Annotated in this window: 25 protein-coding genes and 1 pseudogene; 16 read left to right on the forward strand and 10 right to left on the reverse strand. The window is 46.0% G+C overall.

What is annotated here, in order from left to right; all coding sequences use genetic code 11:
• The 6 genes from KHO06_RS25160 (at window position 1) to KHO06_RS25185 (ending at window position 5,489) form a co-directional block, all read left to right on the forward strand.
• A complete protein-coding gene (locus tag KHO06_RS25160; RefSeq protein ID WP_212582816.1) occupies window positions 1-1,671 on the forward strand; it encodes a TolC family protein in 1,671 nt (556 codons plus the stop codon).
• Window positions 1,671-1,874 (forward strand): DUF1656 domain-containing protein, encoded by a 204-nt coding sequence (locus KHO06_RS25165; protein ID WP_005429344.1) that lies wholly within the window; start codon window positions 1,671-1,673, stop codon window positions 1,872-1,874. Before KHO06_RS25160 ends, KHO06_RS25165 begins: the two co-directional genes overlap by 1 nt.
• Window positions 1,875-1,886: 12 nt before the next feature.
• Entirely contained in the window at window positions 1,887-2,774 is an 888-nt protein-coding gene (locus KHO06_RS25170) for an HlyD family secretion protein (protein WP_045383752.1), read from the forward strand.
• A 19-nt stretch (window positions 2,775-2,793) separates the two neighbouring features.
• Complete coding sequence (locus KHO06_RS25175) at window positions 2,794-3,480, forward strand: potassium channel family protein (RefSeq protein WP_005429340.1); 687 nt, start codon at window positions 2,794-2,796, stop codon at window positions 3,478-3,480.
• A complete protein-coding gene (locus tag KHO06_RS25180; protein WP_005429338.1) occupies window positions 3,473-4,618 on the forward strand; it encodes an AI-2E family transporter in 1,146 nt (381 codons plus the stop codon). Before KHO06_RS25175 ends, KHO06_RS25180 begins: the two co-directional genes overlap by 8 nt.
• Window positions 4,619-4,820: 202 nt before the next feature.
• Complete coding sequence (locus KHO06_RS25185; RefSeq protein WP_212582817.1) at window positions 4,821-5,489, forward strand: DUF2057 domain-containing protein; 669 nt, start codon at window positions 4,821-4,823, stop codon at window positions 5,487-5,489.
• A 64-nt stretch (window positions 5,490-5,553) separates the two neighbouring features.
• Here KHO06_RS25185 and KHO06_RS25190 read toward each other — a convergent pair whose 3' ends face one another.
• The 3 genes from KHO06_RS25190 to KHO06_RS25200 form a co-directional block, all read right to left on the reverse strand.
• Entirely contained in the window at window positions 5,554-6,390 is an 837-nt protein-coding gene (locus KHO06_RS25190; protein WP_212582818.1) for an outer membrane beta-barrel protein, read from the reverse strand.
• Window positions 6,391-6,516: 126 nt separating this feature from the next.
• A complete protein-coding gene (locus KHO06_RS25195; RefSeq protein WP_212582819.1) occupies window positions 6,517-6,960 on the reverse strand; it encodes an RDD family protein in 444 nt (147 codons plus the stop codon).
• A 121-nt stretch (window positions 6,961-7,081) separates the two neighbouring features.
• On the reverse strand, window positions 7,082-7,846 hold the full coding sequence (locus tag KHO06_RS25200) for a ferredoxin--NADP reductase (RefSeq protein ID WP_005429330.1): 765 nt from the start codon (window positions 7,844-7,846) through the stop codon (window positions 7,082-7,084).
• Between the two features lie 209 nt (window positions 7,847-8,055).
• Here KHO06_RS25200 and KHO06_RS25205 point away from each other — a divergent pair, with 209 nt between their 5' ends.
• Window positions 8,056-8,508 carry a thioesterase family protein gene (locus tag KHO06_RS25205; protein WP_038891953.1) on the forward strand — a complete coding sequence of 151 codons (453 nt, stop codon included), beginning with the start codon at window positions 8,056-8,058 and terminating at the stop codon, window positions 8,506-8,508.
• A gap of 314 nt (window positions 8,509-8,822) precedes the next feature.
• Here KHO06_RS25205 and KHO06_RS25210 read toward each other — a convergent pair whose 3' ends face one another.
• Window positions 8,823-9,041 carry a VF530 family protein gene (locus KHO06_RS25210; protein ID WP_005429327.1) on the reverse strand — a complete coding sequence of 73 codons (219 nt, stop codon included), beginning with the start codon at window positions 9,039-9,041 and terminating at the stop codon, window positions 8,823-8,825.
• 133 nt (window positions 9,042-9,174) lie between these two features.
• Here KHO06_RS25210 and KHO06_RS25215 point away from each other — a divergent pair, with 133 nt between their 5' ends.
• Window positions 9,175-10,104: a LysR family transcriptional regulator gene (locus KHO06_RS25215; RefSeq protein WP_182052085.1), complete on the forward strand. Its 930-nt coding sequence runs from the start codon at window positions 9,175-9,177 to the stop codon at window positions 10,102-10,104.
• Here KHO06_RS25215 and KHO06_RS25220 read toward each other — a convergent pair.
• Together KHO06_RS25220 and KHO06_RS25225 are read right to left on the reverse strand one after the other, a co-directional pair.
• Window positions 10,101-10,391: a putative quinol monooxygenase gene (locus KHO06_RS25220; protein WP_005429323.1), complete on the reverse strand. Its 291-nt coding sequence runs from the start codon at window positions 10,389-10,391 to the stop codon at window positions 10,101-10,103. The genes KHO06_RS25215 and KHO06_RS25220 overlap by 4 nt on opposite strands.
• 115 nt (window positions 10,392-10,506) lie before the next feature.
• Window positions 10,507-11,673 carry a D-alanyl-D-alanine carboxypeptidase family protein gene (locus KHO06_RS25225; protein WP_045374230.1) on the reverse strand — a complete coding sequence of 389 codons (1,167 nt, stop codon included), beginning with the start codon at window positions 11,671-11,673 and terminating at the stop codon, window positions 10,507-10,509.
• A 256-nt stretch (window positions 11,674-11,929) separates the two neighbouring features.
• Here KHO06_RS25225 and KHO06_RS25230 point away from each other — a divergent pair, with 256 nt between their 5' ends.
• Window positions 11,930-13,225: an alpha/beta fold hydrolase gene (locus tag KHO06_RS25230; protein ID WP_212582820.1), complete on the forward strand. Its 1,296-nt coding sequence runs from the start codon at window positions 11,930-11,932 to the stop codon at window positions 13,223-13,225.
• A gap of 102 nt (window positions 13,226-13,327) precedes the next feature.
• Here KHO06_RS25230 and KHO06_RS25235 read toward each other — a convergent pair whose 3' ends face one another.
• The gene (locus KHO06_RS25235; RefSeq protein ID WP_212582821.1) at window positions 13,328-13,816 is read right to left on the reverse strand and encodes a GNAT family N-acetyltransferase; all 489 of its coding nucleotides are present in this window, start codon (window positions 13,814-13,816) and stop codon (window positions 13,328-13,330) included.
• Window positions 13,817-14,181: 365 nt separating this feature from the next.
• On the opposite strand from KHO06_RS25235, the gene KHO06_RS25240 reads away from it, so the two are divergent.
• A complete protein-coding gene (locus KHO06_RS25240; RefSeq protein WP_212582822.1) occupies window positions 14,182-15,162 on the forward strand; it encodes a rhodanese-related sulfurtransferase in 981 nt (326 codons plus the stop codon).
• Window positions 15,163-15,219: 57 nt separating this feature from the next.
• Here KHO06_RS25240 and KHO06_RS26685 read toward each other — a convergent pair.
• Window positions 15,220-15,524 (reverse strand): annotated as a pseudogene (locus KHO06_RS26685) (DUF6482 family protein).
• A 108-nt stretch (window positions 15,525-15,632) separates the two neighbouring features.
• Here KHO06_RS26685 and KHO06_RS25245 point away from each other — a divergent pair.
• The 3 genes from KHO06_RS25245 (at window position 15,633) to KHO06_RS25255 (ending at window position 18,428) form a co-directional block, all read left to right on the forward strand.
• Entirely contained in the window at window positions 15,633-17,114 is a 1,482-nt protein-coding gene (locus tag KHO06_RS25245) for a deoxyribodipyrimidine photo-lyase (RefSeq protein ID WP_212582823.1), read from the forward strand.
• A 79-nt stretch (window positions 17,115-17,193) separates the two neighbouring features.
• Window positions 17,194-17,694 carry a fasciclin domain-containing protein gene (locus tag KHO06_RS25250; RefSeq protein WP_079401478.1) on the forward strand — a complete coding sequence of 167 codons (501 nt, stop codon included), beginning with the start codon at window positions 17,194-17,196 and terminating at the stop codon, window positions 17,692-17,694.
• 44 nt (window positions 17,695-17,738) lie between these two features.
• Window positions 17,739-18,428: a flavin reductase gene (locus tag KHO06_RS25255; protein ID WP_045383721.1), complete on the forward strand. Its 690-nt coding sequence runs from the start codon at window positions 17,739-17,741 to the stop codon at window positions 18,426-18,428.
• Between the two features lie 19 nt (window positions 18,429-18,447).
• On the opposite strand, the gene KHO06_RS25260 is transcribed toward KHO06_RS25255, so the two are convergent.
• Together KHO06_RS25260 and KHO06_RS25265 are read right to left on the reverse strand one after the other, a co-directional pair.
• Window positions 18,448-19,320: a patatin family protein gene (locus tag KHO06_RS25260; protein WP_212582824.1), complete on the reverse strand. Its 873-nt coding sequence runs from the start codon at window positions 19,318-19,320 to the stop codon at window positions 18,448-18,450.
• A gap of 182 nt (window positions 19,321-19,502) precedes the next feature.
• Window positions 19,503-20,144, reverse strand: a complete 642-nt coding sequence (locus KHO06_RS25265; RefSeq protein ID WP_045383714.1) for a MarC family protein — start codon at window positions 20,142-20,144, stop codon at window positions 19,503-19,505.
• 213 nt (window positions 20,145-20,357) lie between these two features.
• Here KHO06_RS25265 and nfsA point away from each other — a divergent pair, with 213 nt between their 5' ends.
• The 3 genes from nfsA to KHO06_RS25280 all read left to right on the forward strand — a co-directional run bounded on the left by nfsA (window position 20,358) and on the right by KHO06_RS25280 (window position 23,253).
• On the forward strand, window positions 20,358-21,080 hold the full coding sequence (nfsA, locus tag KHO06_RS25270; protein WP_212582825.1) for an oxygen-insensitive NADPH nitroreductase: 723 nt from the start codon (window positions 20,358-20,360) through the stop codon (window positions 21,078-21,080).
• Window positions 21,081-21,622: 542 nt separating this feature from the next.
• Window positions 21,623-22,744 carry a polysaccharide export protein gene (locus KHO06_RS25275; protein WP_212582826.1) on the forward strand — a complete coding sequence of 374 codons (1,122 nt, stop codon included), beginning with the start codon at window positions 21,623-21,625 and terminating at the stop codon, window positions 22,742-22,744.
• A gap of 68 nt (window positions 22,745-22,812) precedes the next feature.
• Window positions 22,813-23,253, forward strand: coding sequence for a phosphotyrosine protein phosphatase (locus KHO06_RS25280; RefSeq protein ID WP_021018098.1), 441 nt, complete (start codon window positions 22,813-22,815; stop codon window positions 23,251-23,253).
• Window positions 23,254-23,277: the final 24 nt, after the last annotated feature.

Raw genomic sequence — 23,277 nt, forward strand, 5'->3', positions numbered from 1 at the left:
ATGATGCTTCTAAAACTAACTAAACCAAGCCTCGCCATACTCTCTGTTCTCGGATTGAGTGCGTGTACAACTTTGGGTCCGGATTACGTCCACCCAGAGCAAACCGCCTTGCCAAGTGATTGGTCGGTAGAAAAAGCGGCGCAAGACACACAGCAATCCGAGCAAAAACTGCAGCAGTGGTGGCAGCAGTTCAACGATCCAACACTGAACCAGCTGGTTGAGATGGCGAGCCAACAAAACCTCGATCTTGAGGCGGCGGGGCTACGTATCGTCCAAGCACGCTCACTATTGAGCATCTCAACCGGATTGCAATATCCACAAGTGCAAACCGTCTCCGGTAACCTAGCCAGAGCTTATGTGAACGACCAAGGTGTGAATAACGCTGCCTTGTCGTTTGACGCAGGCTGGGAAATGGACATCTGGGGCAAATACGCACGCGGCATTGAATCTGCCGAAGCGGGATACTATGCATCGATTGCGTCTTACCACGACATCATGGTGACCATCACTGCCGAAGTCGCGCGTAACTACATCAACTACCGCACTTTCCAAGAGCGTATTTTGCTCTCTCGTCGAAACATCGAGATCCAAGAGCGCGTGGTGAATATTACTCAGGTGCAGTTTGATTCGGGTAACGTAACTGAGCTCGACGTTCAACAAGCGAAGAACCAGCTCTTCAACACCAAAGCGGCACAGCCTTCTCTTGAAATCGCGATGAAACAATCCCGCACGGCATTAGCACTGCTTTTAGGCGTGCTACCGGAAGAGATGGAGAAACTGCTGCAATCAGAAGGCTTCGCTCAGCGCATGGCGGATTATGAAAACCAGTTCAAATCATCCGGCAGAAAGCCTGCTTTATCAGGCAGTGACGAGCGCTCCATCGTACCTCGCCCACCTCGACTCGATGACAAAGTGGATGCGAGCTTAGTGATGCGCCGACCTGATCTTCAAGTATCAGAGATGCAGGCTCGCGCACAAAGCGCCAAGATTGGGGTCGCAGAAACCGCACTTTATCCGAGCTTTTCACTGTTTGGTTCAATCGGTATCGACAGCACAGTACCAGACGGTCGCAGCTTCAGTTTCAGTGACTCACTGACCATGGTCGTTGGCCCTACATTCAGTTGGAACATCTTCCAATACGGCCGAGTGAAGAACAACATCCGCTTCGAAGACGCACGCTTCCAAGAAACACTCACCAACTACAACAAAAAGGTGCTGCAAGCGGTTAATGAAGTGACCAACGCACTGGAAGCCTACGACTTGTATCTCGAGCAAAAATCACTGCGTCTGCAATCAGTCAACTCATCGATTCGCGCCTTCAACATCTCGATGACGCAGTACGAAAATGGTCAGATTTCTTTTGAACGTCTGCTTAACTCAGTAGAGAAAATGACCCGCGCAGAAGACAGCTATGCCACCATCAAAGGCAACGTTGCCAACCAAGTCGTCGCACTCTACAAATCACTCGGAGGAGGTTGGGAGGCTCAAACAGGCCAACCTTTCCTATCCGAAACCACCGCTAAACAGATGCAAGATCGCAGCGATTGGGATGGTCTGTTGGATGAGGAAGAACGTGTTCTCCCACCACTTCGCCTTGACCAACCATCAGACAAAGCGCAAGCGGACGATGCCCAGAAAAATAGTGCCGAGCAAGATGAGGAGGTGCAGTAATGCCACACGAACTCTCTTGGGGTGATGTTTATTTTTCTCCGTTTTTGCTGGTGTTGATTCTTGCCGTCACCGCCACGTGGATAACGGTGATCATTTTGAACAAGACGCGCTTGTCTCGTTTCATTGCGTTTCCGTCTTTGACATTCATTGCCATCATGGTGTTCTACGTGGTGGCCATCGACAGTTTTTATATACAGTTTTAGGTGCCCAACAAGATGAAAAAACTACTCGTTATTGCACTCAATCTTGTCATTCTTGGTGGCGCGGCATGGCTGGGCTATCAGAAATTCGAAGAGTATTTTAACAACCCGTGGACCCGTGATGGTCAAGTACGCGCGAACGTTATCAAGGTCGCACCTCGTGTGTCTGGTCCTATCGTTAATGTTGCCGTTCTGGACAACCAAGAAGTAAAGCAAGGCGACCTGCTATTTGAGATCGACCCGACCACTTACGAAGTTGCCCTATCACAAGCGGAAGTGGCGTTGGAAAAAGCAATCGTCAGCTCTCGCGGTAAAAAGATCGAGTACGATCGTTTAAAAGACATTCGTGCCAAAGACCGCGGCGCTGTTTCTCACAAAGACCTCATTCGTCGTGAGATCACTTATGAAGAGTCCCTACTGCAAATCAAATCAGCAGAAGAACAGCTTAAATCTGCACGCCTAAATCTTGGCTACACCAAAGTTTACGCATCGGTCGATGGCTTTGTTTCTAACCTTGATATCCGTAACGGTACACAAGCCGTGGCAAACCAACCGTTAGTGGCACTTATCGACAAACATAGCTTCTGGGTATTTGGTTTCTTCCGTGAGAGTCAATTGGCGCAAATCGCTCCGGGTAGCGATGCTCGTGTGACCTTGATGTCTCACCCAGACACACCAATCGACGCTACTGTGGACTCGATTGGCTGGGGTATCGCACCTAAAGACGGCACGGTGGGTTACAACCTGCTACCAAACGTGAATCCGGTATTCCAATGGATTCGCTTAGCGCAACGTATTCCCGTTCGCGTTTCTCTACATGAATTGCCAGAAGGCGTTGACCTTCGCTTTGGCCTTTCTGCTTCCATCATGGTGATGAAAGACTCATCACAAGAACAAGAGTAGGAGTTAAAAGGGCATAACCATGGTTATTGGAAAAAAACTCAAAAATATCAATGAAGAAAACAACTTCTTCTATCTGACCCTAGCGCTTATCGGACTATTGATTGGCGGTGCGTTTGTTCAGGTTGTTGGAGAAGGGGCAATGGAGCATCTATTGCAAGGTTTCACCATCATCACCTTTATCGTCTGCATGGCGAGCTTGCGCTTTGACAAAAACTGGTCGCGCTTTCTCTACACCTTGCTTGGCACCTGGGTCGTAGTGATCGTCATCAAGGCCGTACTTGGCATTAAAGAGATGGATGTGGTGATGCTTGCCCTCACCTTCGCGTTCTTCTTTGGTACGTTCAAATCTATTGCGCGACAAATTCTTTTCACTGGGCATGTGAACACCAACAAAGTGATTGGCTCAGTTGCCCTGTTTTTGCTGCTGGGTCTGATGTGGGCAATTGCTTACCTCATTCTTCTTGAGTTCTCTCCAAACTCCTTCACAGGGATGGAAGCCATCTCTTGGGGTCAGAACTTCTCTAATGCAGCGTATTTCAGTTTCGTCACCTTAACCACTCTAGGTTACGGCGACATCAGCCCTCTAACACCATTGGCACAAGTCGTTGTGTATTTAGAGGCCATTGTAGGCGTGTTTTATATGGCGATTGTTGTTTCAAGTCTCGTCAGTTCCAACATTGAACATCAGGTAAACAAAAATGGATAAACAATCGGAAAAAAATGAGAGTAAGATTTTCATCAGTAACATGGTGGAATCTGCTATACGAATCGGCTTGATTTTAATCTTGCTGATGTTTACGTACGACATCATCAAACCTTTCATTCTTCCTGTGATTTGGGGTGCCATCATCGCGGTAGCATTGATGCCAATCTGTAAGAAGCTGGAAAGAGTGTACGGTGGCAAACGTGGTCTAGCCGCAACGACAATTGCATTGTTGGGTATCGCCCTTCTGGTAGCGCCTCTTGTCATGGTTTCGGGCTCTATTGTTGATGGTGCAACTCACGCACTTGAAGTACTGCAAAACGGCGACATCAAAATCCCTGGTCCAAAACCTTCTGTTGCTGAATGGCCTCTTGTCGGTGATAAGCTTTATGAAGTATGGACACTGTTTGCGACTAACTTAGAAAAAGCAATTCAAACCTTCATGCCACAAATCAAGTCGGGTCTAACGTCTCTACTTGGTATGGTCGGTGGTGCTCTAGGTAGCTTGCTACTTTCTATCATTTCACTAGCGATTGCTGCTGGCTTTATGACTTACTCGGAGTCAATTGCCTCTGGCTTGCGAACCGTTGCTGTGCGTACGGCAGGTGATAACGCGAAGAGTTGGACAACGCTTATTGCCGCAACCATTAAAAGTGTATTGCTTGGCGTAGTGGGTGTCGCTGCAATCCAAGCGCTACTGATTGGTGCGGGCTTCTTTATCTTTGGCGTTCCGGCAGCAGGCCTACTGACTCTGATTCTGATGATTCTTTGTATCGCTCAGCTCCCTGCACTGCTTGCTGTACTGCCGGTGGTTGGCTACATGTATATGACCAACGACACGAGCACAGCAACCATGTTTACGGTTTGGGTTGTGGTCGCTGCGCTGTCTGAGAACTTGTTTAAACCAATGTTGATGGGCCGCGGGGTTGATGTTCCAATGCCAGTGATTCTGCTTGGTGCTATCGGCGGTATGCTCTTCTACGGCATCGTTGGTCTGTTCTTGGGTGCCGTTATCCTAGCAATTTGGTACGAACTGTTCGTTTGGTGGTTGAGCATTGAGAAAGCGCAACAGCAAGAAGAGAGCTTGCGAGAAGAGAAGGATGAAGCACAAGCCGAATCAGGACACGGTGCGGGCATCTAATCTTTATTAATCACCTCATCAATTGAAACAAACCGCTGCCTTTGCAGCGGTTTGCGCAACTAAGCTCACATTTTCATTGTTTGCTATCCGATTAAAATGACGTTCTTGTTAAATTTTCAATCTTCTTACATTAGGGAGTTGCAATCAGACAATGAACGATGCACTCTCGATGACCACTAATACAGTGCTTAGGATAAAAACAATGAAATTGATCAAGCCTTTAACTTGCGCGCTTGCTCTGGCAATGAGTGGCATGGCTTTCGCGGATGTGACAGTAACCGTTCCTGACGACGTTTCTATTTTGGCGGCTAACGGCGAGAAAGTGAAATTATCGGGTGGCTTCTTTGCTTCTGAACGTTCACTAACTCTACCAGATGGCGTTAACCAAGTTGTATTCCGTTACTCACCATACTTCAGCCAAGGCAATGATCGCCTAAGCGTGGAAAGTGACGTTATCGTAACTCGTTTCGACGCAGCGGACGCAGAACTAAGCCTACAAGTTCCTGAATACCGTGACCTTCGCCAAGCGGAAGACAAAATCAAAAACCTAGATTGGAAACTGGTTGATGCGTCAGGTAGCGCAATTGCGGTAGAGCAAGACAAGCTAATCAAACCTGGCATGCAAATCGGTCGTGATTACGTGCGCGAAGTGGAAGATTACAACAAGACTGGTGGCGTAGCGGCAATCGGTGTTGCAACAGCAGCGGTTCAACCTGTAACACTTCCTGCAAAAATTCCAGCAGACATGAAGCAAACTAAGCCTGCGACAATGAAAGCAGATTCTACGGCTGAAGAAATGCTGCATTTCTGGTACCAAAAAGCGGACGCTGAGACACAAGCGCGCTTTAAAGACTACATCAACCAGCAATAAGCCCGTTGTGTAGTTAACGAAAGATTCAATGCAAAAAGCCACACTCGAGTGTGGCTTTTTTAATTCAGAATTTATACGCCAAGGTCAGCATTGGACCATAGAATCGGTAGGTAACATCGAGCGCGGACTTATCACTTTCATAATCCACGCCGACTTCGTAATAGTTGAATGACCCCGTCATACTGAACTGATCGGTAAAGAAGTATTTCGCACCGACATCGAGCTCTAATAAATAGCCCTCGATATCATCCACTGCGAGATAGAAAATCTGCGCATGACTTTTCAAGATCCAATCTTCATTCAGTGAGTATTCGGCTCGGATTCCTAGATCGGGCAAAGGCGCCGTAACATCGCTCAACACCGCGTCATCGACGAACATCACTGGGATCTCATCAACGCCACTCACCTTTGCGCCAAGCTTGCCGTCCAAGCCTAACGACAACCACATCACGTGCAAGCCTGCCAACACGTCCACGGCCCATTTATCGCTAGTATAAAACTGGTAACCATAGCCTAGGCGAGCGATATCGATATTCAGCTCTGTGGTCAGTTTTGAACCAGCCTGAACCGCATAAGTTGTTCCATTTATAGTGACCTCAAAAGGCTTAGTCACCGCCGTGCGAGTTGCCTCCCGGTGCAAACTACGCCAATCTACGTACACGCTGTGCTTTTTGTTGAAGTAATACTCCACCTCGACATAAGGCAGCACGGTGAGCTCTTTCAAATCGAGATCCGATTCGAAATCAATGGTGCGAATTTTGTCGAGGTAAGGGTCGTAAGCGTTGAGTTTTGTATCAGTGCGAGAGAAAAAGCCACCCACTTCCATCTCCCACTCGCCAGCCATCGTAGCAAAAGAAGTGAGCGCCGCAAGGCACACTGCCCAACCTGCTTTTTTCATCATCCTTGAATCCTAAGCGATTGAATTTATGTCTGAAGTAAGTGTAGTTGTAGGAAGGGAGATATGAAAAGTTGACTCGGTCGCAACTCTGAATGAAATAAAGATTGTAATGCAGGATAAGCGAGAGGCTTAGCAATTGACGACTTTGGTGCCCGAAAGCATGTCGTGCAACAAACGTCGCTCTGGATGGCAAAAAAGCAAAACGATGTTCACTAGTGAAGTAAATGGTATAAGCATCTCAATCAAATAGCTTAAACACAATCGAAGTGAAGCAGTGACTTTCGTCGTATCGTGACCGTTCTTCATCACGACTTTAATACCAACGAGCCGCATACCTATGGTTTGCCCTTCCCTAAGCATATTCCAGTTCACTAGCATCAACATAGGTATGGTTAGCACATAGCTAGCCTTCGTATCTTTTACTAACTGAAGGTTTTCACTCAAGGAGAGTTCGAAGCCATTCACAAATGAATTGATGGTCAACGCGATCAGCAACACGAATCCCGTTACGATCATAAGATCGATGAAACCACCAATAATCCTTTGCTTTCCATTGGCAATAGAACGACTCATACCTAATCCCCTCAAATGCAAGCTGATGCATTCTAGGGACGAGATTGAGCATGCTCAATTAAGAGACGTTATAATTGTGACGCTCTCTCAGAAGTGAGATGATCTAAAAATGACTCAGTGCTTACCAATATCTCTCATAAATGATATTACCGCCCGTACGAGCTCGATATTTTTCTAACCCCAACTCTTGCAAAACAGGCGAGGTATCTTTGATCATCTCTGGATTACCGCACATCATCACAAAACTGTTTTCTTTAGAAAAAGGTAGGTCAGCACGATTAGCCAGCTCCCCTGAAGCGATCAAGGCTGGAATACGACCTTGTAACTTATTCGGAGCATTTTCTCGGCTAACAATCGGCACGTAACGTAGGCGACCGTCATAACGCTGCTGAAGCTGTTCTATCAAGTATTTGTACACCAAGTCCCTTTCATAACGCACGCCATGTACCAACACAATATGGTCGCTGTGCGGCAACAAGTTGATGTCATCGAGTAAAGAAAGGAAAGGACCAATCCCCGTCCCCGTAGAAAGTAGCCAGAGATCATTGGCGTGTTTTGGAATGGTGTCGTGGACCAGATCGCCATGAGCGGTTTCACCCACATAGATGCTGTCGCCTGTTTGAAGCTGCTGCAGCCTTGGAGTTAGTTGCCCTTCTGGATTCGCGACAATTAAGAATTCAAGCCATTCAAACTGCTCACTAGGTGCATTTACCACCGAGTACGCACGGCTGATTGAGTTGCCCTGTTCGTCGAGCAGAGCGAGTTTGGTAAACTGTCCGGCTTTGAAGGAGAGAGGCGCACCGGACACCCTTAAACTGAACAGCTCACCTGTCCAGTCGATTCGTTTTTCTACTCTGGCAAGATTGAAACCTTTCAGCTCTGTCATCGGACATCTCCTTTTGGTTGCACTTACTTAAACCTACGCCTCACAACTGACTATGTAAAGTTTTTAGTTTACAAAAATAAGCAACCATTCCATTTCACAATTTACATACAATTTTATTACAATTTAATCAGTTCCATCTAGAATAAATACTCAAAGTGATAAGTCGCTTAGCAAATTGCGGCAACGTCGATGAAAAAGGAACATGAGTAATGGATACGTTATTAAAAGAATTCCCGGTGATTACGGAAATCAAAGTCGCTTGGGGAGAGATGGACGCCCTGCAACACGTCAACAATGCGGTGTATTTTCGTTACTTCGAGACCGCACGTTTGGACTACTTCAACAAGATTAATCTATTGGTAGATTTGCAGACGTCTCACATCGGTCCGGTTTTAAGTGAAACCCAATGCCGTTACAAGCTGCCCGTTACTTTTCCAGATACGCTTTTGATTGGCTCACGCGTTATCGACATGCAAGACGATCGCATGACAATGGAATATCAAGTACTTAGCAAGAAGTGGGGCAAGATTGTGACTGTCGCCACCGCCACTGGTGTGATGTTTGATTTTAAGAACAACGTGAAAGCCGCAATTCCAGACCATGTTCGCCAGTCGATTTTAGAACTGGAAAGCACCGTGGGCAGTACGCATCATTTGGAATAATAAAGAGGCGAGATGCGAGAGATTAGAATCGAGATTTCCGACTGCGCTCCTTCGTCGCTATCGGGAATGACGCAGAGGAACTCTTCCAGCCTACGTTATAAGAAAAGCTGTGTCATTCTAGCGAGCCAAGGCGAGACTAAGAATCTACTTACCGCTTGCTGCAAACCATAGAGCGATGAATTACCTCGAAATACTATGCATCACGCTAGGTTTTCGCTTGGGTGTTGGCCCCTACAATACGAGCTCAGACGTCATTCCGGACAAGCCTAAGCGAGCCATCCGGAATCTCTCTTTTAGACGTGCTCCAAATCCAATTAACAGAACGTCTCGATGTACAGCGCTTCTACTTTATCTCTTGCCCACTGCGTCTTACGCAGGAACTTCAACGACGATTTAATCGAAGGATCTTTCTGAAAGCAATTAACACGAACGCGCTCATGCATTCCCTTCCACCCAAAGTGCTCAACTAAACGGGTAAGGATTTTTTCTAAACTCAACCCGTGAAGTGGGTTATTCGGCTGCTGTTGGCTCATGCTATCGATCCAGTAAAGTGAAGTTGCGCGCTAATCTAACTCAAACTCGCCGTGCAACCTAATGTTTTAGCCTTGAATTGCCCTGCGACTCTCCCCTATAGTAGCTCAAACTTCTTAAAAGCCCCTTTTCATTATGAAAGCGCTCAACGATCTGAATATCTTTGTCGAAACCGCACGCCAAGGCAGTTTTTCGAAAGCCGCCAACAGCATGGACATGACACCAGCTGCCATAAGTGCATCGATCAAACGTCTTGAAGGACAGATTGGCTTTCCGCTGTTTGTGCGCTCTACTCGCAGCCTTCGCTTAACATCGGAAGGTGAGCTGTTCTTAGACAAAACCACCCAAGCATTGGCAACATTGCAAGAAGGTTTGGATCAGATCTCAAGCGCGCGTGGTGAGCTATCAGGTCAATTGCACATCACGGCACCATCTGACTTTGGTCGTAACATGCTGCTTGATTGGGTCGATGAGTTTATCGAGCTCTACCCGAACGTCTCCATCAAGTTAGAGCTGTCTGACAGCTTGACGGATATGTACACCAAACCCGTCGATATTGCGATTCGATACGGTGAACCCGCAGATTCTAACTTAGTTGTGCTGGCATTATGCGGTGCGAACGAGCGGATCTTATGTGCCTCCCCAGAATACGTTGCGAGCAATCCAAAATTGACCAAACCAGAAGATCTCCACCAGCACAACTGCTTGTGTTACATGGTAGCGGACTCGGTTTACAACAAATGGACACTGACTCGCGAAGGTGAAACAGAACAGGTTGTCGTAAGTGGCAAGCTACTCAGTAACGACAGCGACTTATCCCATCGCTTAGCAATTAAAGGCAAAGGCATTGCCAATAAATCACTGATGGACATCAGCCAAGATTTGATTGAAGGAAGATTGGTACGCGTACTGCCTGAGTGGGATTGTGGTCCCGTACCGCTTTACATGGTGTGCGCTGATCGTCGATTGCTAACACCAACGATTCGTACTTTCCGAGATTTTATCCAAGAGAAATGTTGCCAGCAAAGAAAGTCTGTACTGACAACATTCTGTTCAGAGCGTTAACCAACGAACGTCATCGGTCGGATATGGGTGTACTCAAGTAGGCCGTTCTTTTCTAATGTAGAAAAACATTGGGCAATGTGAGGGCTTTGTAAGTGCTTGTCTAAAGCTTCTTGCGATGCCCACATTTCTTGGAACATAAACAGGCCTTCGATTTTTTCATCCAAATACAGCTCGTATTGGCAACATCCCTCTTCTTCACGAGTGGGAGCGAGTAGTTCAGTAAGTAACTGAGTCACCTGTTCAATATGGTCAGGAAAAGCTTTAATTTCTGCGACTAGATGGATCATTTTTTATCTCTTTGAGTGTGTTTCTATATTCCAACAATCTACTCCTTTCCACCCAAGAGAAAAATCGACCTAAGCGAATAACTTTTTCAAAATAAATTTGAAAATTTATCTGACGCTAATTAAACAACGATTTCACCCACAGCACCAAACTGTCCCATAACTTACCAATCCATGAGCCCTCTTCCACCGCTTGGTTACTTACCAACGGATAGCTTGCTACTGTTTGATCGTCACTCTTCCACACGACTTTACCAACCACATCGCCTTTCGCGATGGGTGCTATCAACGGTTCATTCACGACCACGCTCTTGTCTAAACCAGCGGTTAGAGAACGAGGCAACGTCAGGTACGCATCTTGAGCAAAGCCCAAATCAATCTCACTGACATCGCCTTTCCACACTTTTGCACTCGCCTGAACTTCTCCCTGTTTTGCCACTTGTTTGGTGTCATAAAAACGGAAGCCGTAACTGAGTAAGTTCTTAGACTGGGTGATTCGCGATTGTTTACTTGGCGTCCCCATGACGACAGAGATCAATCGCATCTTTCCTTGTTTAGCAGAGCTCACCAAACTGTACCCCGCATTACTGGTGTAGCCCGTTTTACCTCCATCGACATCCATCGATTTATCCCATAGCAACTTATTGCGGTTGTATTGGGTGATTTTGTTCCACTTGAACACCTTCTCACTGTAGAGGGCGTAAACATCAGGCACGTCATTGATGATGGCTTGCATTAGTGTTGCCATATCATTGGGGGAAGTCTGAATGCCCTCACTGTCCAGTCCATGTGAGTTAACAAAGTAGGTATCATTCAAACTGAGCTTGTCCGCCCAACCGTTCATGAGCGCGACAAATGCTCCTTCGCTACCTGCAACGTGCTCGGCGAGCGCCACACAGGCATCATTACCGGACTGGATGATCACGCCGCGCATTAGGTTAGCAACGGTGATTTCATCTTTGGGTTGGATAAACATTTTTGATGAATCCGGGAATTTGGCCGACCACGCGTTTTCACTCACCGTCACTTTGTCGTCCCAATTGAGTCGCCCAGCTTTGATCTCTGTACCTACCACATAGGCCGTCATCAGCTTAGTTAAACTGGCAGGGGCTAATCCAGCACGCGCGTTTTGCTCCGCAATAATAGCGCCGGACTGAAAGTCCATGAGCACATAACCTTTCGCCTGCAACTGAGGCGGATTCGGCGTTACGACCGCCAGTGCGGGTGCGCTAAAAGTCTGTAGTAATAAACAAGCAAGCGTAATTCGGGTTAGTGACGTGTTCATCAAGCATCCTCCATGGTCAATGACCGCCAAATGTCTCGTTTCATAAAAACTGTTCAAGATGGTGATAAGACAGTGATTTCCAAACTTCACCTAACAGATCATAGTTCACTCAGTGCATACCAACACGGAAAGATCGAAGAGTTTCAGTTTTGATTGCCTTTCAGGAGTCAAAAAGCGAGTTCTTACAACAAATCGGTTGTTTCTAATAAGGAATTCGATATCGTAAAGCGACTATAAACAAGGACAGACCATAACAATGAACGCTCAATCATTTATCGACGCAGGATTGCATTACACGCCCCACTCGTTCACCGTGCCACTGGATTACCAAGATCTAAGCAAAGGCACGATAAGCGTCTTCGCTCGCTCCGTTTGTTTAATCGGCGATGAAGACTCAGACAAACCGTGGTTAGTGTATTTTCAAGGCGGTCCGGGCTTCCCTTCTCCTCGTCCAAACGGAAACAACGGCTGGATCAAACGCGCACTGAGTGAGTATCGTGTACTGCTGCTCGACCAACGTGGCACAGGCAACAGCAGCGTGATTAACCACCAGACGCTTGCGCACCTCACGCCGGAGCAACAAGCAGACTACTTAAGCCACTTCCGCGCCGACAACATTGTTCGCGATGCGGAATTTATCCGTGAACAATTTGGTGTTGAGCAGTGGGCGATTTTGGGTCAGAGCTTTGGTGGTTTCTGTTCATTAACTTACCTATCGCTATTCCCAGGCAGCTTGCTGCATAGCTATATCACGGGTGGCGTACCCTCGGTTTCTCGTCATGCGGATGATGTCTATCACGCAACCTTCAAACGTACGATGGAGAAGAACCAAGCCTTCTTCCAGCAATTCCCACAAGCGCAGCAGCTGTGCCAGAACATTGCTAATCATCTGTTGGAGAATGAAGAGTTTCTGCCTAATGGTCAGCGTTTTACTGTCGAACAGTTCCAACAAATCGGGATTAACTTTGGTGTCAGTGATACCTTCTTGCCAACTTACTACTGGCTAGAAAGTGCATTGATTGAGGTGAATGGTAAGCCTCAGCTTCGTTATGAGTTCCTCAACGACATGCTGGCGCAACAAAACTTCCAGACCAATCCGATTTACGCGATTCTGCACGAGTCGATTTACTGCCAAGGATTTGCTTCTCGCTGGAGCGCGCACCGAGTACGTCAAGAGCACGATGCGTTCAACTACGAACAAGGAAAGCCGTTCTACTTCACCGGAGAAATGGTCTTCCCTTGGATGTTCGACCAATACGTAAATCTAAAGCCATTAAAAGAGGCAGCAGAATTACTGGCAGAAAAAGCCGATTGGACGCCACTATACGATGCGCAGCAACTGGTAAACAATAAGGTGCCGGTAAGCTGCGCCGTCTATGCCGACGATATGTTTGTAGAAATGGACATTAGCCGTGAAACACTTGCTGCAATGCCGAACTCGAAAGCATGGATCACCAATGAATATGAGCACAACGGTCTTCGCGCGGATGGCGAGCGCATTCTCGACAAGTTAATTGCAATGGGAAAACAAACCGAAGCGACACTGAAATAAGCTGCTAACGTTCAGATATCCGCTAATAACGTAGATAGAAAAACGCCTCTTTATCACGAGATAGAGAGGCGCTTTTTATTCTGGTTTGAGTACTTATTACGATTAATCTTTGACCCGCTTGGTCATCATTTTGGTGATCACGCGGTAACCCATCTTATGATAGAAATCTTCGCCTTCGTGGTTAAATGAAGCCACAGTTAAACCAATCTCTTCAATGTCTTGGCTGCATAAATCGCTCTCGATTTTATCCATCAAAGACAAACCAATACCTAAGTTTCGGTGGCTTTCAGACACCACCAACTCGTTGATATAACCAACGCGTTTTTCCGGAGAAAGCATCGAGTTGACCTCTCGAACGGTACCAGAGATAAAACCAACCACTTCTCGGTGTGAACAAGCAATAAAAGCCGTGATGCTGCCATCAAAGTATTTATCGAAGGTATTACGTTCCTCTCTGAGCTTTGCCATTTCCTCCGGTGAGCGGTAGAAGTCTGGCTCGGCCTCATAGTGGGAAGTGTCGAGTTCAACTAAGAGCGTTTTCAACAGTGGTACGTCTTCTTCTCTTACTCTTCTGATATGGAACTGTTGCATATTGAATTCCTTTGCCAACCGATCTGCATCAAGCACAGATCTTTGCTTCAACTGGTTATCGGATAAGAAGTTTTAGGAATGTGAAGCAAATCAACAGTACAAATTTCGACCATGCATGTCGAGTACGTTTTCTACACTTTTCTGGGTTTTTACTGATAATTTGAACACCCACAAAGAATTTAGGGTGATTCAATCCAATAACCCTCAATAGCACGGTGCTGTATTGATGGAAGAAATATCCGCATAGTTTGTCCGTATTTCCGACTAAATTACTCAGGTATACTCCGAGCCGCTAAAATTGTTAGGTATCGAGTCGTCAAACTAGCGACGTGTCGAACCATCGAACCTTAAAGTAAGGAATAATCATGAGTCAGTATGTTGTCTGCGCCCTGTATAAGTTTGTGGAACTGGAAAACTACCAAGAGTTACGCGAGCCATTGCTTGCCCTAATGGAAGCCCACGGTGTACATGGAACGTTGCTACTGGCGAGTGAAGGTATTAACGGTACGGTTGCAGCGAAACGTGAAGGTATTGATACACTGCTTGCATGGCTAAATGACGAGCCTCGCCTTAATGGCATTGTTTACAAAGAGTCATACTCAGATACTCAACCGTTTAACCGCACCAAGGTAAAACTCAAGAAAGAGATCGTGACATTGGGCGTTGAAGGCATCGATCCTCGCCATGTCGTTGGCACCTATGTGAAGCCTCAAGATTGGAACGATCTGATTGCTGATCCAGAGGTATTTGTGGTTGATACTCGTAACGACTATGAAATCGAGATCGGAACATTTAAAGGTGCAGTTAACCCAAATACTGACACATTCCGTGGATTTCCTGACTATGTAAAACAAAACATGGACCCAGAGAAACACAAAAAAGTCGCGATGTTCTGTACTGGTGGTATTCGTTGCGAAAAGTCGACCGCTTACATGAAAGAGCAGGGCTTTGATGAGGTATACCACCTAGAAGGCGGTATTCTGAAATACCTTGAGGATGTGCCAGAAGAAGAAAGCATGTGGGAAGGCGACTGCTACGTATTCGACGGTCGCGTTGCAGTTAACCACCAGCTGGAAAAAGCAGACTACGACTTGTGTAACGCTTGCCGATTGCCAATCACGGAAGAGGACAAACAATCTGAGCAGTTTGAGCAAGGCGTAAGCTGCCCAAAATGTTTCGGTAAACACAGCGAAGAACAGGTAGCGCGCTTCCGCGAACGTGAAAAGCAAGTGTCGTTAGCTGCGGTTCGTGGCGAGCAGCACGTCGGCGGTGAGAGTGCTAAACAACGTGAGCAACGACGCGCAGAAAAACTGGCGAAGAAAGACGCTCAGCGTAAACAAGCGTAATTAGTGAGGTGCGAGCTAACAAACTGAGCTCGCACTTTCCCATCTTTCAATCTAATTTCAATAGAGCTCGTTGTCTTTCAGCAACACTTCCAGCTCATTCGTACCAATCCTACTTGGCTGCCCAACCATTTCATCATAGGCACTTTGCTGGCGAAGCACCTGTTTGTTCACTTTCAAGTTACGACATTGCTTTTGCAACTCCAATATCGAATGCGCCCTTAAAAACTTCCCTTTATCATCAGTAACAAAGTGTTCCTCCCCGTCGACTAGAACCGAGACTTGATACAAAGCGAGCTCGAGAGAGTGGATGACAAGCTTGTCGATATAGAAAAATTTTCCAGTTTACTGAGTGGCATAGACATAAAGCACCTCCTTGCTCCGTGCCTCTACGTCAGCTGCAATAAAATCGATCACCGAGTGAGAAATTTGCCTCCTCATGCGTAGAAATCGGAAAACCAGTGAGGGCTCCGATGCACACAATCAACTTAGTATGGCTAAAACGCGACTTACGCCTGACCGACCACCTCCCTTTGCAGCATGCTCTGTCTTCTGAGAATCCAACAGTGCTGCTCTATATTTTTGAGCCCATGCTGCTGGATGACCCACATTACTCCGAACGTCATTGGCGCTTTGTTTGGCAATCAATTCAAGACATGAACGCACAGCTTGCCCAACATGATCAAAAAGTCTCAGTAATGTTTGGCAATGCTCGGGATTGTTTGAGTGCGATTCAAAACCAATTCAGCATCAATGCCGTTTTCTCCCATCAAGAAATTGGATTGAATTGTACGTTTGAGCGAGACAAACAAGTATCTGTATGGCTTCAAGCACAAGGCATTCTATGGCATGAGTTTGAACATGGCGCAGTTGTGCGAGGCGCAAAAGATCGATTCGGCTGGGACAAACATTGGGATACCGTTATGCGTTCTCCGATAGAAGAGGTTGAACTTGAAAGCGCTTCTCTTATTACTCTCGATGTCGAAGCGCTAGGTTTCACCTTTACTCCTCCCCCTTCTTGGTTAGAAAAAGTAAAAGGCATGCAAACTGGCGGGAGCTCACTCGCTTGGCAAACATTGGAAGACTTTTTTCAACGCCGAGGACGAGATTACTACCGAAGTATTTCTAGCCCGACTGCATCTCGGACAGCCTGTACTCGCCTCTCTCCCTATCTTGCATGGGGTAATATTTCGCTTCGAGAAGTGTATCAGTACCTCTTGCAACATTGGCAAGTGACGGGGTTTCGTCGCAGCCTAATTGCGTTGTCTTCAAGGCTTCATTGGCATTGTCATTTTATGCAGAAGTTTGAATCTGAATGTGAGATGGAATTTCGCTGTGTGAACCAAGCCTATGACCCTTTGCTTCGCCAAGCGAGCAACAACGACCCAATCCGACTAGATGCTTGGAAGGAGGGAATCACTGGCATACCTCTCGTCGATGCCTGTATGCGCTGCCTTCATCACACCGGATACATCAACTTTCGCATGCGTGCGATGTTAGTGAGCTTTTTAACACATCATATGAACATGGACTGGCGCGATGGCGTAACTCATCTAGCGCAGCTATTTCTCGACTTTGAGCCGGGTATCCATTATCCACAATTTCAAATGCAGGCTGGCGTGACTGGCACCAATACCATCCGTATCTACAATCCGACGAAACAAGCACAAGAACACGATACAGATGGTGAATTCATTCATAAATGGATTCCGGAGCTCGCTAAGGTACCCACCCCACTGTTGTTTGAACCTTGGAAAATGAACGCAATGGAAGTCGTGATGTACCAGTTAGAACCGGATTCAAAATACCTCGCTCCAACAATCGATTTAGAAGCGAGTGCGAAAGCAGCCAGAGAACGCTTATGGGCTTGGCGAAAACGTGTCGACGTAAAAGTGGAAGGCACACGCATTTTAGCTCAGCACGTCCGTCCTTCTAATAAAAAGAAAGCCAGTTGATCGCCAAGAAAAAGGCGTGCGTACAAACAGGGACTTTATCAGGGAGAGAGCAGTACCCAAACAACAAAAGGAACGCATTATGTTGAAACGCATCTTGGTTACGACCACGGTTTTGTTCGCAACCCTAACTTTTTTACTGCCAGCGAAAGCACATGAACATGGAATGATGAAAGAAGACATCGTTGATGTGGCTGCAGCAAATGGCTCGTTCAATACGTTGGTCGCAGCAGTCAAAGCCGCAGGCTTAGTGGATACGCTGAAAGGTAAAGGTCCATTCACTGTGTTTGCTCCCACGGATGAAGCATTTGCTAAGCTTCCAGATGGAACAGTCGAAATGCTACTCATGCCCGAGAACAAAGATAAGCTGGTTGCGATTCTCACTTACCATGTAGTTCCGGGAAAAGTGATGGCCGCAGACGTGGTCAAAATGAATAAAGCGACGACAGTGCAAGGACAAGACGTGATGATAAAAACCATGGGCGACAAAGTCATGGTAAACAACGCAACTGTCATTGCGACTGACGTTAAAGCCAAGAATGGTGTGATACACGTGATCGACACCGTCATCATGCCGAAATAGCGACACAACATGGAAGGGCGAGGTTTCTCGCCCCTTTTTAGGACATGGAAAACATCAAACTCTCAAAGCACGATATACAAACGATGGAGCAGCGCCAAAGAACTCGATTGGTCAACTCCCTTGCGGGATACAAAAGCGCGAACCTCATCGGAACAAGAGACAGGCAAGGACAAGAGAACCTGGCTATCGTAAGCTCTGTGATCCACTTAGGCTCACATCCACCACTGTTTGGTTTTATTGTTCGTCCACGCAAAAGCCGTCGTCATACATTAGAAAACATCCTCGATACCAAGCACTTCACCATTAATGCCATCGGCGTCGATTTCGTCCAAAAAGCACATCAGACCTCCGCCCGCTATCCAAAACAGATATCTGAGTTTGAAGCGGTAGGACTTACTCCTTACTACGATGATGCGTTTCCTGCGCCATTCGTCCTGGAGAGCAATCTCAAAATGGGGTTGGTGTTGAGAGAGCACATCAAGATCGAAAGCAATCAGACAGAGATGTTGATTGGTGAAGTGTTGACGGTGCACGCACCTGAAAGAGCCATCATGCCCGATGGTTATCTCGATTTGGAACTGCTCGACTTAGTGACCATTTCCGGGCTGGACAGCTACCACGTCACGCAACGTCTGCATAGGTTAAGTTACGCCAAACCAGACTCTCGCCTATTCCCTCTAACGAGAGAAGGAGAGCCTTCATCTTGGGGAGCACTTGAAGTCGATATGGACTAACTTCTTTAGATATCAAAAGCTAAATACAGAAGCGGCAGTTTTCTCTGTCTAAGCCGTGTTCACCGGTCCGGTTGGTAAGGTGAGCGCGCCCTGCTTCCAATCCCATTTCGTAACCTTCTAGCAATACCGACTGGCGCATTGATAGACGCTGTACACTGAATTCATCCGGCGGTGCGATAACGCGAATGTGCGTGTCTTTTGGAGGGTTACGAATGAAATCTAGCGATTCATTGTAGTTCTCTGAACGGTGCAGCATTGCCTCTGCCATCTGTGGATGCTCAGCGAACAACTTCTTCATTAACCAAGGCGTTTTCACCGGCTTTTTCTCGTAAGCCAACGGGTGTGAGAGAACCACTGTTATGTCACGAGCACCACGGCGGTATGCTTCTCGAACAGGAATAGAGTCCGCCACACCACCATCGGTATAACAACCACCAGAGAAACAAGGAGTGTGTTTGTAAGCAATAGGCAGTGCCGTCGTCGCTTCCATCGCTTTATGAAAGTTATGGCGGTTCACACGGTAATAATCCGCCTTACCCGTATTTACGTTCGTTGTCGCCGCTAAGAAAGGAATGCCTTCAAACAGTTTCGCTTCATCGACTGGGTACAAACGATTTGATTCTTCAAACAACCATTTCACATCGATCAAATCACCGCCTTTTAAAAAACGAGTAGGATCGAAAAAGCGTTTGCTGGTTGCTAATTTAGTAATGACGTTGATGCTACGGTGCGGGTAATCGGTCAAATAACCGATCAAATTTGAAGCCCCTGCCGATACGCCAATCGCAAAATCAAATGGTTTGTAGTCTTGTTCTAAGAATGCATCTAATACGCCGCTAGCAAAGACACCACGCATTGCACCACCTTCGACTACGATTGCTTTTGTTGCCATGTTTCCCCCCAATAGTTGCTCTGAAAAGGTTACTGAAATTCGTGCTACAGCAACAATTGGTTATTCTTATTATTGAGATAGGCGAAGTCTATGTGTTTCTTGCTTTTTAAGTGGAAACTTAGGATCAAAAAATCCACATCAACTGAGTAGTCAATGTGGATTCTAAGCAGTAGAAACGGGGGTTAAGAAAAAACGGTTTTATACGCCTCTGCTGCGCCATCAATAAACATTTGGGTACCAATCACGGCTAGGATCAAACCCATCATTTTGGTGATCACATTCAATGCACTTGGACCAACGGCTTTAACCAGCTTGTCACCAAATAAAAACAGCACATAAGTGATCGCACACAATACGGCGAACGACGCAATTGTAATGATGGTTTGGTCGAACCCACCAGCAGTAGCAAAGTTCATTGCGGTAGCAATCGTACCGGGCCCTGCCAAGATAGGCATTGCTAATGGCGAAACGGCAATGCTAAGTGCTGCTCGCTCTTGCTCTGGTGAATAAGCCTTTTCTTTGGTTTTTTGATGCGTTGATTCCCCCTGAAGCATATGGAAACCAATCAAAAACACCAAAATACCACCGGTAATACGCAGTGCGTATAACGTAATGCCGAACAAGTCGAAAATCACTTTGCCTGCAACAGCAAACACAGCCACGATAACAAAGGCGATGAAAACAGAACGAAACGCAATTGATCGAACCGTTTGTTTATCTTCATCCGCCGTTAAGCTCAAAAAGATAGGGATATTGGCGATCGGGTTCATGATGGCAAAAAAGCCCATAAACACTGTGACCGTATGAAGTATCAGCTCTTTCATGTTCTCCACATTCGGTAACTTATTGATTATTAAAAATCATTATATACCCAACTTTATAAATAACGTCACTTTATGTTCGCATCATTATCCATGATTGTTATCTGTTACCCACTAGCGCGAACTTGAGAGCCCTATTGGTTTACGCCTAATATAAATAGCGTTATGGTGAAGATTCAGCCAATACCAACAACAAGCTAAGGAAGTTGATTCATCATGAACAGTACGATTGAAACCATTCTCGGTCATCGCTCTATTCGTAAGTTCACCTCTGAGCCAATTGAAAATGAGCAACTACAAACGATTCTCCAATCGGGGCTAGCTGCCTCTTCTTCGAGCATGCTGCAAGTCGTGTCGATCATTCGAGTAACAGATACAGAAAAGCGCAAACTGTTAGCGCAATACGCTGGCAACCAAGCTTACGTTGAAAGTGCCGCAGAATTTTTGGTGTTTTGTATTGATTACCAGCGTCACACCACTATCAATCCAGACGTTCAAGCCGACTTTACTGAATTAACTCTGATTGGCGCAGTGGACTCTGGCATCATGGCGCAAAATTGTTTGCTTACTGCCGAGTCTATGGGACTAGGTGGTGTATACATTGGTGGGTTAAGGAACAGCGCCGCACAAGTGGATGAACTGCTCGGTTTACCTAAAAATACCGCCATTCTGTTTGGTATGTGCTTGGGCCACCCGGACCAAAGTCCAGAAACAAAGCCACGTCTGCCAGCACATGTGATTGTTCATGAAAATCAATACCAAGCACTTAACGTTGACGATGTACAAACCTACGATAAAACCATGCAAGAATACTACGCAAGCCGTACAAGTAATCAAAAACAGAGTGCATGGTCACAAGAAGTCACTGGGAAGCTTGCTGGTGAGTCGCGACCTCATATTCTGCCTTATTTGAATAGCAAGGGGTTGGCTAAACGCTAATAAAATATTTCGCTAATCAAGAAAGATCAAAAAAGGCCTCGAATGAGGCCTTTAGCATTTCTGCACAAATTATTTGAATGAAAATCCACTTTTGACACTACACCACCATCAACTTGTCAAAACCATAACAAATTAGTATTGACTAATGGAATACAACAAGATCTAAGTCACAATTTAAGATAAATTAAATAAATTCATTCCGTGAATTCACCAAATTTATAGCAATGCGTAATTTATAGAAAAAAACGTTTTCGTGAGCCAATACGAAAAATAAGAGCCAATTACCAAATAGTTTTATCAATCAAACACAGAATACTTCGCATAAAATAGAAAAATTGCATATATAACTGGATTTTCATTAATTTATCATCTATTGCCCCGCCAAAAAAATTTCTTTAGAGTGCGCATCGCAAGATGCAACCCGTTTACTATTGAGCATTCTATAAATTAAACCTAATAATAATGCCCAATTAAATTATGGCGCGTTGCTAAATAATGTTGCTATTAGCAACTCGCTCTTTACGTCAGATGAATGAAAACGCATGAATTTCAACTATACAAAGCTAGGTAGTTTACTCCTTTCCTCTGTACTTCTCGCCGGGTGTACAGTTCCGGGCAGTCACTTATCCACGGGTGGAAAACACATCGTTGAAGACAATAGCGCCAATACGGCGGCAGATTTTAACGTCTTTCCACTGACTCTTGATAAAGTCTCGCAGCTAAAAAGTTCAGATGTAGAGACCAAAGCCAACCCAAATCTTGACCTACAACTCGCGGCTTACGAGTATGAAGTAGGTCCTGGCGATATTCTAAATATCACTATTTGGGATCACCCTGAACTTACTATTCCAGCAGGCTCTTACCGTAGCTCTGAAGAAGCGGGTAACTGGGTGCATTCTGATGGCACCATTTTCTATCCATACATCGGTATTGTTGAAGTTGCGGGTAAAAATGTTCGCCAAATTCGTACCATTATTGCTAACAAATTGGCGAAGTACATTGAGAGCCCACAAGTGGATGTGAGTGTTGCGGCATTTCGTTCCAAGAAATCTTACATCACTGGCGAAGTTAACAAGCCAGGGCAACAACCTATCACCAATATCCCACTTACGCTTCTTGATGCAGTTAACCGCGCTGGCGGTCTAGCAGAAGATGCGGATTGGCGTAACGTCACACTGACACGCCAAGGCAAAGTCGAAAACATTTCTCTCTATGCGCTAATGCAAGAGGGTGACCTTACTGAGAACCGATTACTTCAACCTGGCGACATCGTACATGTGCCAAGAAATGACACCCAAAAAGTGTTTGTTATGGGTGAAGTTAACGATCCTAAGCTACTGAAAATGGATCGCGCAGGCATGAGCTTAACCGAGGCTCTAAGCAATGTTGGTGGTATCAACCAACTTTCTGCGGATGCAACTGGCGTTTTTGTCATCAGAAAATCTCAAGACAATCAAGCATTAGGCGACATTTATCAACTTGATGTCTCTGACGCAGCGGCGTTAGTGATTGGTACTGAATTTGATTTGGAACCTTACGACATTGTGTATGTTACTGCTGCACCAGTCAGTCGTTGGAACCGTGTGATCGCACAGCTAGTGCCAACAATTTCAGGATTCAATGAGCTTACAGAAGGTGTTCTACGCGTTAGAAACTGGCCGTAATTCGAGTGATTTGGAAAGGGCTTTATAAACAGAAGCTCTTTCCAATAGTGATAGATAAGGAACAATCTATGTTTTCAAACATTCTCGTCGTTTGCGTTGGTAACATTTGCCGCTCCCCAACAGCAGAACGAATGCTTCAACAACTGCTTCCTAATAAAACCATTGCGTCAGCTGGGATTGCAGTGGAAAAAAGTCGCTTGATAGGACGATCTGCAGATGAAACTGCAACGCTGATTGCATCAGAGAAAGGTTTATCTTTAGAAGACCACAAGGCTCAGCAGCTGACTGCACAACTATGCTCGAAGCAAGATCTCATCCTTGTGATGGAACAAGGGCATATTGATGCGCTGACTGAAATCGTTCCCGAAGCAAGAGGCAAAACCATGCTATTTGGACATTGGATGAACTCTGTCGACATTCCAGACCCATACAGACAGAGCAGAGAAGCATTCGACCATGCGTTCTCACTGATTGAAAAGTCCGCTCATGCATGGGCAAAAAAAATATAACTTCAGACTACTTGGCGAAACATA

It is taken from the genome of Vibrio sp. B1FIG11 (genome assembly GCF_905175335.1).
Lineage (GTDB): Bacteria > Pseudomonadota > Gammaproteobacteria > Enterobacterales > Vibrionaceae > Vibrio > Vibrio campbellii.